This is a genomic window from Pantoea sp. At-9b, assembly GCF_000175935.2.
Taxonomy (GTDB): domain Bacteria; phylum Pseudomonadota; class Gammaproteobacteria; order Enterobacterales; family Enterobacteriaceae; genus Pantoea.
In genome coordinates this window covers 3,722,248-3,737,121 of record NC_014837.1, presented here as the reverse complement: position 1 = coordinate 3,737,121, position 14,874 = coordinate 3,722,248, and the positions used below count along the sequence as shown (strand labels likewise).

Annotated in this window: 13 protein-coding genes and 1 riboswitch; of the genes, 9 read left to right on the top strand and 4 right to left on the bottom strand. The window is 55.2% G+C overall.

The features are described from left to right. Window positions 1–15 precede the first annotated feature (15 nt). Both glnE and hldE read left to right on the top strand, forming a co-directional pair. Complete coding sequence (gene glnE / locus PAT9B_RS17105) at window positions 16–2,874, top strand: bifunctional [glutamate--ammonia ligase]-adenylyl-L-tyrosine phosphorylase/[glutamate--ammonia-ligase] adenylyltransferase (protein ID WP_013510537.1); 2,859 nt, start codon at window positions 16–18, stop codon at window positions 2,872–2,874. Window positions 2,875–2,928: 54 nt separating this feature from the next. After that, on the top strand, window positions 2,929–4,353 hold the full coding sequence (hldE, locus tag PAT9B_RS17100) for a bifunctional D-glycero-beta-D-manno-heptose-7-phosphate kinase/D-glycero-beta-D-manno-heptose 1-phosphate adenylyltransferase HldE (RefSeq protein ID WP_013510536.1): 1,425 nt from the start codon (window positions 2,929–2,931) through the stop codon (window positions 4,351–4,353). A 40-nt stretch (window positions 4,354–4,393) separates the two neighbouring features. Here the strand turns inward: hldE and PAT9B_RS17095 are convergent, their stop codons facing one another. After that, a complete protein-coding gene (locus tag PAT9B_RS17095; protein WP_013510535.1) occupies window positions 4,394–4,678 on the bottom strand; it encodes an accessory factor UbiK family protein in 285 nt (94 codons plus the stop codon). Between the two features lie 171 nt (window positions 4,679–4,849). Beyond that, window positions 4,850–4,999: riboswitch (FMN riboswitch) on the top strand. A 108-nt stretch (window positions 5,000–5,107) separates the two neighbouring features. Here PAT9B_RS17095 and ribB point away from each other — a divergent pair. Continuing rightward, complete coding sequence (ribB, locus tag PAT9B_RS17090) at window positions 5,108–5,764, top strand: 3,4-dihydroxy-2-butanone-4-phosphate synthase (RefSeq protein WP_013510534.1); 657 nt, start codon at window positions 5,108–5,110, stop codon at window positions 5,762–5,764. A 155-nt stretch (window positions 5,765–5,919) separates the two neighbouring features. After that, complete coding sequence (gene ygiD / locus PAT9B_RS17085) at window positions 5,920–6,705, top strand: 4,5-DOPA dioxygenase extradiol (RefSeq protein WP_013510533.1); 786 nt, start codon at window positions 5,920–5,922, stop codon at window positions 6,703–6,705. 42 nt (window positions 6,706–6,747) lie between these two features. On the opposite strand, the gene PAT9B_RS17080 is transcribed toward ygiD, so the two are convergent. The 3 genes from PAT9B_RS17080 to tolC all read right to left on the bottom strand — a co-directional run bounded on the left by PAT9B_RS17080 (window position 6,748) and on the right by tolC (window position 10,194). Further along, entirely contained in the window at window positions 6,748–7,911 is a 1,164-nt protein-coding gene (locus PAT9B_RS17080; RefSeq protein ID WP_013510532.1) for a glutathionylspermidine synthase family protein, read from the bottom strand. Window positions 7,912–7,919: 8 nt separating this feature from the next. Continuing rightward, on the bottom strand, window positions 7,920–8,579 hold the full coding sequence (locus PAT9B_RS17075) for a DUF1190 family protein (RefSeq protein WP_013510531.1): 660 nt from the start codon (window positions 8,577–8,579) through the stop codon (window positions 7,920–7,922). Window positions 8,580–8,721: 142 nt separating this feature from the next. Continuing rightward, window positions 8,722–10,194 (bottom strand): outer membrane channel protein TolC, encoded by a 1,473-nt coding sequence (tolC, locus tag PAT9B_RS17070; protein ID WP_013510530.1) that lies wholly within the window; start codon window positions 10,192–10,194, stop codon window positions 8,722–8,724. Window positions 10,195–10,407: 213 nt separating this feature from the next. Here tolC and nudF point away from each other — a divergent pair, with 213 nt between their 5' ends. From nudF to parE, 5 genes are read left to right on the top strand one after another with little or no spacing between them, the layout of a single operon-like run. Further along, window positions 10,408–11,043 (top strand): ADP-ribose diphosphatase, encoded by a 636-nt coding sequence (gene nudF / locus PAT9B_RS17060; RefSeq protein ID WP_013510529.1) that lies wholly within the window; start codon window positions 10,408–10,410, stop codon window positions 11,041–11,043. Continuing rightward, window positions 11,040–11,465 carry a DUF1249 family protein gene (locus tag PAT9B_RS17055; RefSeq protein ID WP_013510528.1) on the top strand — a complete coding sequence of 142 codons (426 nt, stop codon included), beginning with the start codon at window positions 11,040–11,042 and terminating at the stop codon, window positions 11,463–11,465. Before nudF ends, PAT9B_RS17055 begins: the two co-directional genes overlap by 4 nt. A gap of 43 nt (window positions 11,466–11,508) precedes the next feature. Further along, window positions 11,509–12,336 carry a 3',5'-cyclic-AMP phosphodiesterase gene (cpdA, locus tag PAT9B_RS17050; RefSeq protein WP_013510527.1) on the top strand — a complete coding sequence of 276 codons (828 nt, stop codon included), beginning with the start codon at window positions 11,509–11,511 and terminating at the stop codon, window positions 12,334–12,336. A gap of 3 nt (window positions 12,337–12,339) precedes the next feature. Continuing rightward, complete coding sequence (gene yqiA, locus PAT9B_RS17045; RefSeq protein ID WP_013510526.1) at window positions 12,340–12,921, top strand: esterase YqiA; 582 nt, start codon at window positions 12,340–12,342, stop codon at window positions 12,919–12,921. A gap of 47 nt (window positions 12,922–12,968) precedes the next feature. After that, a complete protein-coding gene (parE, locus tag PAT9B_RS17040; protein ID WP_013510525.1) occupies window positions 12,969–14,864 on the top strand; it encodes a DNA topoisomerase IV subunit B in 1,896 nt (631 codons plus the stop codon). Window positions 14,865–14,874: the final 10 nt, after the last annotated feature.

Below are 14,874 nucleotides of genomic sequence, written 5' to 3'. Positions count from 1 at the left end.
ATTCAGGGAGGGGAGATGTTGTTACCGTTATCAGCGTTGATGCAGGCGCAACTGAACAGTGCGGCCGAAAAATTACAGGTATCGCCAGACGCGCTAACCCCTGAACAGGCGGGCGCGATCGCATTCAGTGACTTTATTGTCGACAACCTGCAACAGCACCCTGAGTGGTGGCAGCAGTTGCAACAACAGGCTCCCCAACCTGATGAGTGGCAGCATTATGCCAGCTGGCTAAACGACGCGCTGGCAGGCATCGACAGTGAAAATGGCCTGATGCGTGAGTTGCGCCTGTTTCGCCGTCATATGCTGGTACGCATTGCGTGGATGCAGTGTCTGCACCAGGCCACCACCACTGAAAGCCTGCAACAGCTGAGCGTGCTGGCAGAAACCCTGATTGCCGCCGCGCGAGACTGGGTGTGGCAGGATTGCTGCCGCGACTTCGGCACTCCCTGCAATGCGGCGGGTGAAGCGCAGCCGATGTTAATTCTCGGTATGGGTAAGCTGGGCGGCAATGAACTCAACTTTTCCTCAGATATCGACCTGATTTTTGCCTGGCCTGAGAATGGCGTGACGCGCGGTGGTCGACGCGAACTGGATAATGCCCAGTTCTTTACCCGCATGGGCCAGCGTTTGATTAAAGTGCTCGATCAACCCACGGTGGATGGTTTTGTCTATCGTGTGGATATGCGTCTGCGTCCGTTTGGTGACAGCGGTCCGCTGGTGCTGAGTTTTGCGGCGCTGGAGGATTACTATCAGGAACAGGGGCGTGACTGGGAACGCTATGCCATGGTCAAAGCGCGCCTGATGGGTGATGACCAGGGACGTTGGAGCCAGGAGTTGCAGCAGATGCTGCGACCTTTTGTCTATCGTCGCTATATCGATTTCAGCGTCATTCAGTCGCTGCGGAACATGAAAGGGATGATCGCACGCGAAGTACGTCGCCGCGGTCTGAAAGACAATATCAAGCTGGGTGCGGGTGGTATCCGTGAAACTGAATTTATTGTCCAGGTATTCCAGCTAATTCGTGGTGGACGTGAGCGCTCACTTCAGTTGCGTTCTCTGCTGCCAACGCTGTCGGCGATTGGTGAGCTGGGATTACTGACCGCCCAGCAGGTTGAGCACTTACGTGAAGCCTATCTGTTTTTACGCCGCCTGGAAAACCTGCTGCAAAGTCTGAATGATGAACAGACGCAGACCCTGCCGGAAAATGCGCTGGACCGCCAGCGTCTGGCCTGGGGTATGGGGATGACGGATTGGCCAACGCTAATCACCCAACTTGAACAACATATGGCGGGTGTGCGTGCCATTTTCGATGAACTGATTGGTGACGATACCCCCGATATCGACGATCAGCGTGAACTGGCGGAATTCGCGGTGTTATGGCAGGACTCGCTGGAAGAGAGCGAACTGGCTGCGCTGGTGCCGCAGTTGGACGAGGCGCAGCGGCAGGTATTGTACGACGCGTTGAACGCTTTCCGTCTGGATGTGGGCCGCCGTACTATTGGGCCGCGCGGTCGCCAGGCGCTCGATCAACTGATGCCGCGTTTACTCAGCGAGGTGTGCCCGCGCAACGATGCGGCGGTCATCCTCAACCGCCTGACCCCACTATTGCTGGGTGTGTTAACGCGCAGTACCTATCTTGAGCTGCTGACGGAATATCATGGTGCTCTGCGCCATCTGATTCGCCTGTGCGCGGCTTCGCCAATGGTCGCCAGCCAGTTGGCTCGTTATCCCTTGTTGCTCGATGAGCTGCTCGACCCGGCGACGCTGTATCAACCGACCGCGACGGATGCCTACCGTGATGAACTGCGTCAGTACCTGATGCGTATTCCCACGGATGATGAAGAACAGCAACTGGAAGCATTGCGTCAGTTTAAGCAGGCACAGCATCTACGTATCGCTGCTGCGGATATTGCCGAAACGCTGCCGGTGATGAAAGTGAGTGATCACTTAACCTGGCTGGCAGAAGCGATCATTGAATCGGTGGTCCAGCAAGCGTGGAACATGATGGTGCAGCGCTATGGCCGCCCGTCGCATCTGACCCGCGACGACGAACGCGGCTTCGCCGTTGTTGGCTATGGCAAGCTGGGTGGCTGGGAACTGGGCTACAGTTCAGATCTGGACCTGGTTTTTCTGCATGATTGCCCGGACGATGCGGTTACCGATGGCGAGCGATCGATTGATGGTCGCCAGTTCTATCTGCGTCTGGCGCAGCGGGTGATGCATTTGTTCAGTACCCGGACCTCGTCGGGCATTTTGTATGAAGTGGATGCACGTCTGCGCCCATCCGGTGCAGCCGGGATGCTGGTCAGCACTTTCGCGGCCTTCGATGATTATCAACGTAACGAAGCCTGGACCTGGGAACATCAGGCGCTGGTTCGGGCGCGCATTGTGTTTGGTGAAGCGGCGCTGTGCGAGCAATTTAATCAAATCCGCCGTGGTATTCTTTGCCTGCCGCGCGATGCCAATACCCTGCAGAAAGACGTGCGCGAGATGCGCGAAAAAATGCGCGCCCATTTGAGCAACAAACACAAAGGGCGTTGGGAAATTAAAACCGATGAAGGTGGTATCACCGATATTGAATTCATCGCCCAATATCTTGTCTTAGGCTACGCCGCTCAACAGCCAGCGTTAACGCGCTGGTCAGATAATGTGCGCATTTTTGAGCTGATGGCGCAGCACGACATTATGCCGGATGAGGAAGCGCGTGCGCTGACACATGCATATGTCACGCTGCGCGATGCCTTGCATCATCTGGCGTTGCAGGAACTGCCTGGTCATGTGGAGCCGGAAGCCTTCGCGGCAGAACGTGCTACGGTCAATGCCAGTTGGCAACGCTGGCTGGCTGGGGCTGAATCTGACAGCGCGGAACACTAAGCCATATGTGCTATTATCCGCGCACTATTTTTATCGCAGTCTGGAGTCTCTGGAATGAAAGTAACACTGCCCGCATTTAACCAGGCCGCTGTGCTGGTTGTCGGTGATGTGATGTTAGACCGCTACTGGTATGGCCCCACCAGCCGTATCTCGCCTGAAGCACCGGTACCGGTGGTGAAAGTGGATACTGTGGAGGAGCGTCCAGGCGGCGCAGCCAACGTGGCGATGAACATTGCAGCACTGGGCGCGGCTTCACGTCTGATTGGCCTGACTGGCGAAGATGATGCGGCTCGTGTGCTGAGTAACACGTTGCAGCAGGTGAAAGTGGACTGCGATTTTGTGGCGGTAAAAAGCCATCCAACCATCACCAAACTGCGCGTTCTGTCACGCAATCAGCAGCTGATCCGTCTCGATTTTGAAGAGGGATTTGACCAGGTTGATCCTGAGCCGATCCATCAACGTCTGCGTCAGTCACTGGCACAGGCGGGGGCGTTGGTGCTATCTGACTACGCCAAAGGGGCACTGAACAGCGTGCAGACCATGATTCAGTTAGCGCGCGAAGCCAAAGTGCCGGTGTTGATTGATCCGAAGGGCACCGACTTTGCCCGCTATCGTGGTGCCACGCTGCTGACTCCGAACCTGTCAGAATTTGAAGCGGTGGTGGGTAAGTGCAAAAGCGAAGAAGAGATCGTCAGCCGTGGTATGCAGCTGGTGGCGGATTACGATCTCTCCGCGTTACTGGTGACTCGTTCCGAAAACGGTATGACGCTGTTGCAGCCGGGTAAAGCGCCGCTGCACCTGCCTACGCAAGCGCAGGAAGTGTATGACGTTACCGGTGCCGGTGATACGGTGATTGGCGTACTGGCTGCGGTGTTGGCAGCCGGTGAAAGCCTCGAAGATGCCTGTTTCCTCGCGAATGCGGCGGCTGGCGTCGTGGTGGGCAAACTGGGTACTTCAACCGTGAGCACGGTCGAACTGGAAAACGCCATTCACGCCCGCCCGGATAGTGGCTTTGGCGTGATGGACGAAGAGCAGTTAAAAGCGGCGGTGGCTCAGGCGCGCCAGCGCGGTGAAAAAGTGGTGATGACCAACGGTGTATTCGACATTTTGCATGCCGGGCACGTTTCTTATCTGGCCAATGCCCGCAAGCTCGGCGATCGCCTGATTGTGGCCGTCAACAGTGATGCCTCAACCAAACGCCTGAAAGGCGAAACGCGACCGGTTAACCCGCTGGAAAATCGTATGATCGTACTGGGTGCACTTGAAGCCGTGGATTGGGTGGTGTCGTTTGAAGAAGATACGCCACAGCGCCTGATTGCTGAGGTGTTGCCGGACCTGCTGGTGAAAGGCGGTGACTACAAGCCGGAAGATATCGCGGGCAGTAAAGAAGTGTGGGCCAACGGCGGTGACGTGCGGGTGCTCAACTTTGAAGATGGTATCTCTACCACCAATATCATCAAAACCATTCGCAGCCACTAAGCTGCACGAAAAAACGGGAGCCTGAGGCTCCCGTTTTTCATTATTTCGCTTCTTCGCTCTTAACTACATCGGCAGCGGGCGGTACGCTACGGCTTTCCAACTGTGCCAGACGTTGTTCCAGCGCGGCCAGTTTCTCCCGGGTGCGCAGTAGCACCTGAGTCTGCACATCAAACTCTTCACGATTAACCAGATCCATACGGGTTAATTGCGCCTGCAACACCTGACGAATTTTCTTTTCGACATCGTCGCCAAATTCGCGAATGCCTTTCGGCATGGCTTCATGCACCTGGCGAGCCAGTTGTTCAATTTTTTTCGTGTCGATCATGATAATTTCCTGGTTACGGGGGCCGATGACAGCGCGTATTCGGTCTTAATAAGCATTAAGTGTAATGCCAGAAACGAAAAGGTTAAACCTGAAATCTGCACAGCAGGAAATGCAAAAGCATTTGCGCTTTTGTTGATTGCCCGACCAGGTGATCGGCGTTATAGTGATCTTGCTTATTCTCAGGGCGGGGCGAAATTCCCCACCGGCGGTAAATCAGCTTCGGCTGAAAGCCCGCGAGCGCTTTCGCTGCAAAGTGAAAGGTCAGCAGATCCGGTGTAATTCCGGGGCCGACGGTTAAAGTCCGGATGGGAGAGGGTAACGACATCAATCGGGCTATGCCCGTGTCACGTTATTGCCATGTGTTTTAAACGCACTCCTAAGCTCGCCCTGATTCTGGTAACTCATATTTTTAAATAAAGGCTTTTTACCATGAATCAGACGCTACTTTCTGAATTTGGCACGCCGGAACAGCGTGTAGAACGTGCTATCGAGGCACTGCGTAATGGTCGCGGTGTGATGGTACTGGACGATGAAAACCGTGAAAACGAAGGCGACATGATCTTCGCCGCCGAAACCATGACCGTTGAACAGATGGCGCTGACAATTCGCCACGGCAGCGGGATTGTGTGCCTCTGCCTCACCGAAGAACGCCGTCAGCAGCTTGACCTGCCGATGATGGTGGACAACAACACCAGCTCATTCGGCACCGGCTTTACGGTAACCATTGAAGCCGCTCAGGGCGTAACAACCGGTGTTTCCGCCAAAGACCGCATCACCACCATCCGTACCGCTATCGCTGATGGCGCAAAACCGAGTGATCTGAACCGTCCGGGCCACGTGTTCCCGCTGCGCGCTCGTGAAGGCGGCGTGCTGGCTCGCGGTGGTCATACTGAAGCGACCATCGATCTGGTGACGCTGGCCGGTTTCAAACCTGCTGGTGTGCTGTGCGAACTGACCAACGATGATGGCAGCATGGCGCATGCGCCGGAAGCCGTGGTGTTTGCGAAGCAGCATGATATGCCCGTGGTGACGATTGAAGATCTGGTGGCCTATCGCCGTCAGCACGAAACACGTCACGCCAGCTAAGTTACCGCTTAGTGAGAAAAGGCCGGATCGATGATCTGGCCTTTTTTTTATTCAAATTCTCTGATGAAGATCATCATAGTTATCAGCGTTAATCCTGACGCAAATCGGCGTATCTTAACGATTAATAAATCGACACTTCTGTCAGAGGATTAATCATGAGCAACACCCGCATGCCAGCCCTGTTTCTTGGTCACGGCAGCCCGATGAACGTACTGGAAGATAACCGTTATACCCAGGCCTGGCAGCAATTGGGGGCGACATTACCGCGTCCACGCGCCATCCTGGCGGTCTCGGCGCATTGGTACACCCGTGGCACTGCGGTGACGGCGATGAACAATCCACGCACTATTCACGACTTCGGTGGCTTTCCGCAGGCGCTGTTTGATGTGCGTTACCCGGCACCCGGTTCGCCGCAGCTGGCGCAGGAAGTGGCAGAGTTGCTGTCACCGGTAATGGTCCACCTCGATCAGGAATGGGGGTTTGACCATGGTTCATGGGGGGTGTTGGCAAAAATGTATCCGGATGCGGATATCCCGGTGGTACAACTGAGTGTCGATGGGACGAAACCGCCTGCCTGGCACTTTGAGCTGGGCCGCAAGCTGGCCGCATTGCGTGATAGCGGCGTGATGATTGTTGCCAGCGGCAACGTGGTGCACAACCTGCGGATGTTACGTTGGGAAGGCGCAACCGAAGCCTATCCGTGGGCGGAGAGTTTCAACCAATATGTGCTGGATAACCTGAATTATCAGGGCGATATCGCGTCGCATCCGCTGGTGAACTATCTACAGCATGAAGGCGCGAAGCTGTCGAATCCAACGCCGGACCACTATCTGCCGCTGTTGTATGTGCTGGGTGCGCGTAGCGAAGATGAAGCGATCGCTATTCCGGTGGACGGAATGGAGATGGGGGCAATCAGTATGCTGTCGGTGCAGGTGGGATAAGACATTTTCCGTCGCGGCACGATGTTTCGTGCCGCAACGTATTTACTCAATAAAGGTGTGCGGATAGAAGCGTGACAGATCCTGGGTGATCAGCGCGCGATCTTCGCGGATGCCGATCCCGGCAGGTTGATCGTCTATCAGCCAGCTACCGATCAGGGTGTAGCTATCGCCAAATTTTGGCAGCGGATGGAACTGCTGCACAATCATACCCTCTTCGCCATAAGGGCCATCCGCACGTGCGATCTCCTGCCCATGTTCAATGATGCGGATATTGGCACCTTCACGTGAAAACAGCGGTTTCACCACATATTTGTCCATCTGCGGCACATTGGCGGCATCGGCAAAATACGCAGGCAGCAAATTAGGATGGTTGGGGAACATCTCCCACAGCAGCGGCAATAGCGCTTTATTGGAGATGATACTTTTCCATGCCGGTTCCAGCCAGCGTACACCTGCATCCGCCAACTTGGTGGAGAACACCTCACGCAGCATAAACTCCCACGGATAGAGCTTGAACAGGTTACTGATTACCTGATCGTTGACGTCCGTAAACTGCCCCTTTTCACCCAGACCAATTTCGTCGATGTACAGGAATTCACTCGGCAGTCCGGCTTCGGTCGCGCAATCCTGCAAATACTGCACGGTGGCGCGATCTTCTTCGGTGTCACGACAGCAGGCAAAGTGCAGCCAGTTAAAACCATGCTGTTGGTGCAGCGCGGCAAAACGCTCAATCAGTTTCTCTTGCAGGCTATTAAACTGGTCGCTGCCCTGCGGCAGGTTGCCGGCATTGAGCTGATCTTCGAGCCAGATCCATTGGAAAAAAGCCGCTTCATACAACGAGGTTGGCGTATCGGCGTTGTTCTCCAACAACTTAGCGTTGCCCTTGCCATCCCAGGCAAGATCGAGACGTGAATAGAGCGACGGCTGGCGTAATTTCCAGGAATCACGCACAAAATCCCAGGTATGTTTTGGAATGCAAAAGCGGGTGAGCAGCGCCTCGCTGTTCACCACGTTATCGACCACTTGCAGGCACATTTGATGCAGCTCTGCGGTGGTTTCTTCCAGTTGTTCAACCTGCGCCAGCGTGAACTGGTAATACGCCTCTTCACACCAGTAGGGCTCGCCGTGCATGGTATGAAACTGAAAACCATACTCGGTGGCCTTGGCGCGCCAGTCCGGGCGCTCGGTAATGGCAATACGTTGCATGGTGCGGCTTAGCCTCCCAGCGAGCGAGTCGTGGTGCCGGTGGCACTGCTACGCTGCATGGTATTTTGTTTGGCGACGGTTTCACCAAAGCCGCCACGGGTGATGGTCGAGGTGGTCGCGGGTTTGGGAGCCATGGCGGTTTTCGGTACGGTCATGGTGCGGCCAGAGGTCGCGGAACCGTAGTTCTTGCCGGATGCATCGACAAACTGGCCGTTAGCCGGACTGTTGGGTGTTTTCGGCGAGAACAGCGGTTGCTGTGCAAACCCGGCTCCACCGCCCATCATACGCCCCATCATATAACCGGCCATCAGCGGCATCCAGAAGCTGCCACTCTGTTGGGCTTCAGCATTGGTACCCGCCTGAGCTGGAGCCTGCTGGCACTGGTTTTCACCAAATTCCGCGACACAATCTTCACGCGTCGCGTACTTCGGCGCGGTACGTTCCGCTTCTTTCAGCGCGTTGTTGTACGCGGTGGTGCATTGCGCGCTCTGGCTCGGATTGGCCTTGCTGCAATCATCTGCATTCTGGTAGAGCGAAACTGTTTCATCACTCTGTTCGCAACCCGCCAGCATAAACACGGCAGTGACCGCGAGTGCGACGGGCGTCAAATGGCGAGCTTGCCAGCTTTTACGAAAAGCGGCATGTCTAATGTTTTTAGTCCGTTTCATTTGTTTTCATCCTGTGCCCAAAGGTGACGCTTAGGATAGGGGATGAGTGGTGGAAAATGAAGCGACAGGCCGGGCTGGAAGGGGATCTTTACGTAGCTATACGTTTGAATGAGAAAGGGGCCGCTTACGGCCCCTACAAGGCTTAGTTACTGAAAGGATTGCTGGTGTTACGTGCCGCTGCCGGACGCGCTTTAGCGGCGGCAGACGCGGAAGAGGCTTTCGGACCATTGTCCACGCGGGAAGCCTGCTGTGTGTTTTCCGGCGCGACGGTTTCCGGCGAGGTAGAGGTCTCTTTACCCAGCTGAGCGTTCAACAGTTGCAGATCCTGCTCATTAAGTGTACCCAGCGCATATTTGATGTTGAGCTGGTTAATCATGTAGTTATAACGCGCATCCGCTAACTGCTGCTTCGCGTTATACAGCGTAGTGGTGGCATCCAGCACATCAACAATGGTACGGGTACCAACCTGATAACCGGCTTCCATCGCATCCAGTGAACTTTGCGATGACACAACGGCCTGTTTGTAGGCATCGATGCTGCTGATTGACGCGTTCACGTTGTTGAAGGAGGAACGCACGGTCTGAATCGCGCTGCGATGCGCGCTTTCCAGCTGTTCGCTGGCGCTGACAAAGCTGTACTGCGCCTGTTTCACCTGTGAGGTCACCGAACCACCGCTGTACAGCGGCAGCGAGAAGCTCAGACCCACCTGGTTAGAACCGGTGATCGAGTCAGAGGTGCTGGAGCTTTGATTCGCACGGCTACCACCGTATTTGCTGTTTGACAGACCGGTTGAGGCAGTCAGATCCAGTGTAGGCATATGGCCAGTTTCAGCGGAACGGATTTGCTCACGCGCCAGATCCTGACTCAGACGGGCTGACAACAGGCTGAGGTTACGGCTTTCAGCCTCTTTCAGCAGCGAGCTGACGGCATCCGGACGAGTCGTTTTGAAGCGATCAATGTTCAGTTCCGCCAGCGACAGGTAATCCATGCCGGTGATCTGACGTAAGGCTTCGACAGCGTTATCGAGGGTGTTACGTGCGGTCACTTCGCTCGCCAGTACGCTATCGTACTGCGCGCGGGCGTTCTGCACGTCGGTGATGGCAACCAGGCCGACGTTAAAGCGTTGCGTGGTCTGATCCAGTTCACGATAAATCGACTGTTTCTGCGCTTCGGTGTAAGACAGGGTATCAATGGCGTTCAACACGTTGAAGTACGCGGTTGCGGTGTTCAGAATCAGATCCTGTTGGGCGATCTGATAGGTGACATCCTGAATACCGGCGGTTTTTTCCTGCAACGTCAACGCACGCCATTTCGACATATCGAAAATCGTTTGTGTTAATTGCAGTGAGCCGCTGGTCGTGTTGGAATGAAGGCCGCTGCTGTCGCGGAAACCGTTGTTATAGGTATAATCTGCACCCAAGCCTAATTGTGGCAGTAACGGGCTGCGCGCTTCATTTATTTTCTCAAATGCGGCATCGCGGTCGGCGGCAGAGGCACGCAGGGTCGGGTTACTTAAACGCGCCTGCTGATAAACCTGCAGCAGGTTCTCTGCCTGGCTGGCAAGGCTGAAACCGCCCAGGCTCAGTCCAATAAAAAGTGGGAGCAGTCTTTTCATTTGCATTCCTTTTGTTGCAGCAAATTGCACTGGTAGCGCTGCAGGTAAGCCAAAAAATAATCGCCGATTCTAGCAGAGACGGCGCGACAGATAAGTTGGCTGAACGTGCCTTCTTCCCCTAATTTACGTAAATAATTCAGAAAGAACCACTCGGACGGAGCACAAGGGTTGGCTTTTCTTCGCTCCATCCCAATCTGCATAAGGAGCCAGAAGATGGCGGATGAAAAAAAATCCCCTGTGACTTTCACAAAAAACGATGTAGAAATTATTGCACGCGAAACACTTTACGACGGTTTTTTTTCTATTGTTCGTTATCGCTTCCGCCATCGTCTGTTTAATGGCGAAATGAGCGGTGAAGTGCAGCGTGAAGTTTTTGAACGTGGCCATGCTGCCGTACTGCTACCCTATGATCCCCTGCGTGATGAAGTTGTGCTGATCGAACAGATCCGCATCCCGGCGCTTGACTCCAGCACCACGCCCTGGCTGCTGGAGATGGTGGCTGGCATCATCGAACCGGGGGAAACCACGGAGCAGGTAGCGCGTCGGGAAGCCGTCGAAGAAGCAGGCCTCAAGGTTGGGCGCACCAAACCGATAGTGAGTTACCTTGCCAGTCCGGGCGGCACCTCAGAACGCCTGTCGATCCTGGTGGGAGAAGTGGATGCCAGCCAGGCAGAGGGAAATCACGGGCTGGAGGAAGAGAATGAGGATATTCTTGTCCATGTGGTCAGCCGCGAGCAGGCATACCGCTGGGTGGAAGAGGGGATTATCGATAACGCAGCGTCTGTCATCGCCTTGCAATGGCTGGCGTTGCACCATGAAAAACTAAGAGAAGAGTGGAAGCCAAAATGAGACAGCGCTACACCCCTGACTTTCCCGAAATGATGCGCCTGTGCGAAACCAATTTCGCTCAGTTACGCCGCCTGCTGCCGAAAAGCGATGAGGCAGGTGCTTCGGTGACCTATCAGGTGAATGGCGCCAGTTATCAGCTGACCATTGAGGAATCAACCCGTTACACTACGTTGGTGGAGATCCGCCAGGTTGCGCCGGCGGTGAGTTACTGGAGCCTGCCGTCGATGTCGGTACGGCTCTACCATGATGCGATGGTCGCTGAAGTGTGTTCCACTCAGCAGATCTATCGTTTTAAAGCGCGCTATGATTATCCTAATAAAAAGTTGCATCAGCGCGATGAAAAACATCAGATAAACCAGTTCCTTGCGGATTGGTTACGCTATTGTCTGGCGCACGGTGCTGTGGCACTGCCCGTCTGCTGATAGCGTATAATGCGCGCAATGGCGTGGAGATTAAGGAAACGCTTTGGATAGCCTGCTAACTCTTTCTGCGGCAAGTGGGGCCGATATCAGGATTTTACAAATCACGGATACCCATCTTTTCGCGGGAAAACACCAATCGCTGCTTGGGGTGAACACCTGGTCGAGTTTTGATGCGGTGCTGGACGCCATTGAGGCACAGCAGCGCGAGTATGACCTGATTATCGCCACGGGCGATCTTGCTCAGGACCATTCGGTCGAAGCGTATCAGCATTTTGTGTCCGGTATTGCGCGGTTGCCGAAGCCCTGTGTCTGGTTACCGGGGAATCACGACTTCCAGCCCGCCATGGTCAATACGCTGGCCGATGCCGGGATTGCGGCAGACAAGCATGTGCTGCTGGGAGAACACTGGCAACTGGTGTTGCTGGATAGCCAGGTGTTTGGCGTTCCCCATGGCATGCTGAGCGAGTATCAGCTGGAGTGGCTGGAAAAAACGCTGGCGAAGTTCCCGGATCGTCATACGCTGGTGCTGTTGCATCACCATCCGCTGGCCTCCGGTTGTACCTGGCTGGATCAGCACAGCCTGCGTAATCCGCATCAGTTAGAAGCGGTGCTGCAAAACTTCCCGCGCGCACGCAATCTGGTGTGTGGTCACATTCATCAGGAGCTGGATCTCGACTGGCATGGCCGCCGGGTGCTGGCGACGCCCTCGACCTGCGTGCAGTTCAAACCGCACTGCACCAATTTCACCATTGATACCGTGGCGCCAGGCTGGCGTTGGTTTACGCTCAAGCCGGATGGCACTTTGCACACTGAAGTGAACCGTCTGCAAAGTGATGCATTCCGGCCTGATCTTGACTCCGAGGGCTACTAAACGATGGCGGCACTGATTTATCTGCACGGATTCAACAGTTCACCGCTTTCGGCAAAAGCCACGCAGCTACAACTTTGGATGCAGCAACACCATCCGACCGTCGAGGTGATTGTCCCACAATTGCCGCCGTTCCCGGCGGATGCCGCCCTGATGCTTGAAGAGCTGGTGCTACAGCACTCGGGTGAGACGCTGGGGTTAGTCGGCTCGTCGCTCGGAGGCTATCTGGCGACCTGGTTGTCACAATGTTTTATGCTGCCAGCGGTGGTGGTCAATCCTGCCGTCCGGCCCTTTGAACTGCTGGTGGATTATCTGGGTGAAAACCGGAATCCCTACACCGGTCAGCAATATGTGTTAGAGTCACGCCACATTTACGATCTGAAAGTGATGCAGATTGACCCTCTGGAAGCGCCCGATCTAATCTGGCTGCTGCAACAGACCGGCGATGAAGTGCTCGATTACCGTCAGGCGCTGGACTATTACAGCGCATGTCGTCAGACGGTCGAAGAGGGCGGCAATCATACCTTTATCGGATTCGAACGCCATTTTACGCAGATTGTTGATTTTCTTGGGCTAAATCACCCTTAATCACTGCGTAGTGTGCCAATATTCATATTGCTAATCAGACAGTTACGATGAGCCAATCAAGTTATAATGCCGATGCCATTGAGGTCCTGACCGGCCTTGAACCTGTACGTCGTCGTCCTGGCATGTACACCGACACCACGCGTCCGAACCACCTCGGCCAGGAAGTGATCGATAACAGCGTTGATGAAGCGCTGGCCGGGCACGCCAAACGGGTTGAAGTGATTCTGCATGCTGACCAGTCACTGGAAGTCATTGATGACGGCCGTGGCATGCCGGTTGATATCCACCCGGAAGAAGGGGTGCCGGCGGTTGAGCTGATCCTTTGCCGTCTGCATGCGGGCGGCAAGTTCTCCAATAAAAACTATCAGTTCTCCGGTGGCCTGCACGGCGTGGGGATCTCGGTGGTTAACGCCCTGTCAAAACGTGTGGAAGTCACGGTACGTCGCAACGGCGAAGTCTATGACATCGCGTTTGAAAACGGCGAAAAAGTGCAGGATCTGCACGTTACCGGTACTGTGGCGAAGCGCAACACCGGGACCAGCGTGCACTTCTGGCCGGATGAAAGCTTCTTCGACAGTCCACGTTTCTCTGTTTCCCGTCTCAGCCATCTGCTGAAAGCCAAGGCGGTACTTTGCCCGGGCGTCGAAATTGTCTTCAAAGATCAGGTGAACAACACCGAGCAGCGTTGGTGCTATCAGGATGGCCTGACCGACTACCTGTGTGAAGCGGTGAATGGCCTGCCGACCCTGCCGGAAAAACCGTTTGTTGGCAGCTTTGCCGGTGAAGTGGAAGCGGTTGACTGGGCGCTGCTGTGGCTGCCGGAAGGCGGCGAACTGCTGACAGAAAGCTACGTCAACCTGATCCCCACCATGCAGGGCGGTACGCATGTCAACGGCCTGCGTCAGGGGCTGCTGGATGCGATGCGTGAATTCTGTGAATTCCGCAATATCCTGCCGCGTGGCGTGAAACTCTCGGCGGAAGATATCTGGGATCGCTGCGCCTATGTGTTGTCGGTGAAAATGCAGGACCCGCAATTCGCCGGGCAGACCAAAGAACGTTTGTCATCGCGCCAGTGTGCGGCCTTTGTTTCCGCAGTGGTGAAAGATGCCTTCAGCCTGTGGCTGAACCAGAACGTCCAGGCCGCAGAACAGTTGGCGGAGCTGGCCATCTCCAGCGCGCAGCGTCGTATGCGTGCGGCGAAAAAAGTGGTGCGTAAAAAACTCACCAGCGGTCCGGCACTGCCGGGCAAGCTGGCAGACTGCACCGCGCAGGATCTGAACAAAACCGAACTGTTCCTCGTCGAGGGGGACTCGGCAGGCGGATCGGCCAAGCAAGCGCGCGATCGTGAGTACCAGGCGATCATGCCGTTGAAAGGTAAGATCCTGAATACCTGGGAAGTCTCCTCGGATGAAGTGCTGGCCTCGCAGGAAGTGCACGATATCTCCGTCGCGATCGGTATCGATCCCGACAGTGACGATCTCAGCCAACTGCGTTACGGCAAGATCTGCATCCTTGCCGATGCGGATTCCGATGGTCTGCACATCGCTACCTTGCTGTGTGCGCTGTTTGTGAGGCACTTCCGTACTCTGGTGCAGAATGGCCATGTGTATGTGGCGATGCCGCCGCTGTACCGTATCGATCTCGGCAAAGAAGTGTATTACGCACTGGATGAAGACGAGAAAGAGGGCGTGCTGGAGCAACTGAAGCGCAAGAAAGGCAAGCCGAACGTGCAGCGCTTTAAAGGTTTGGGTGAGATGAACCCGCTGCAACTGCGTGAAACCACGCTCGATCCGAACACCCGTCGTCTGGTCCAGCTCACCGTCAGTGATGACGATGTGGAGCAGACACTACGCGTGATGGACATGTTGCTGGCGAAGAAACGTTCCGAAGATCGTCGCAACTGGCTCCAGGAAAAAGGCGATTTAGCCGACATCGAAGTTTAAGAAATCAGGG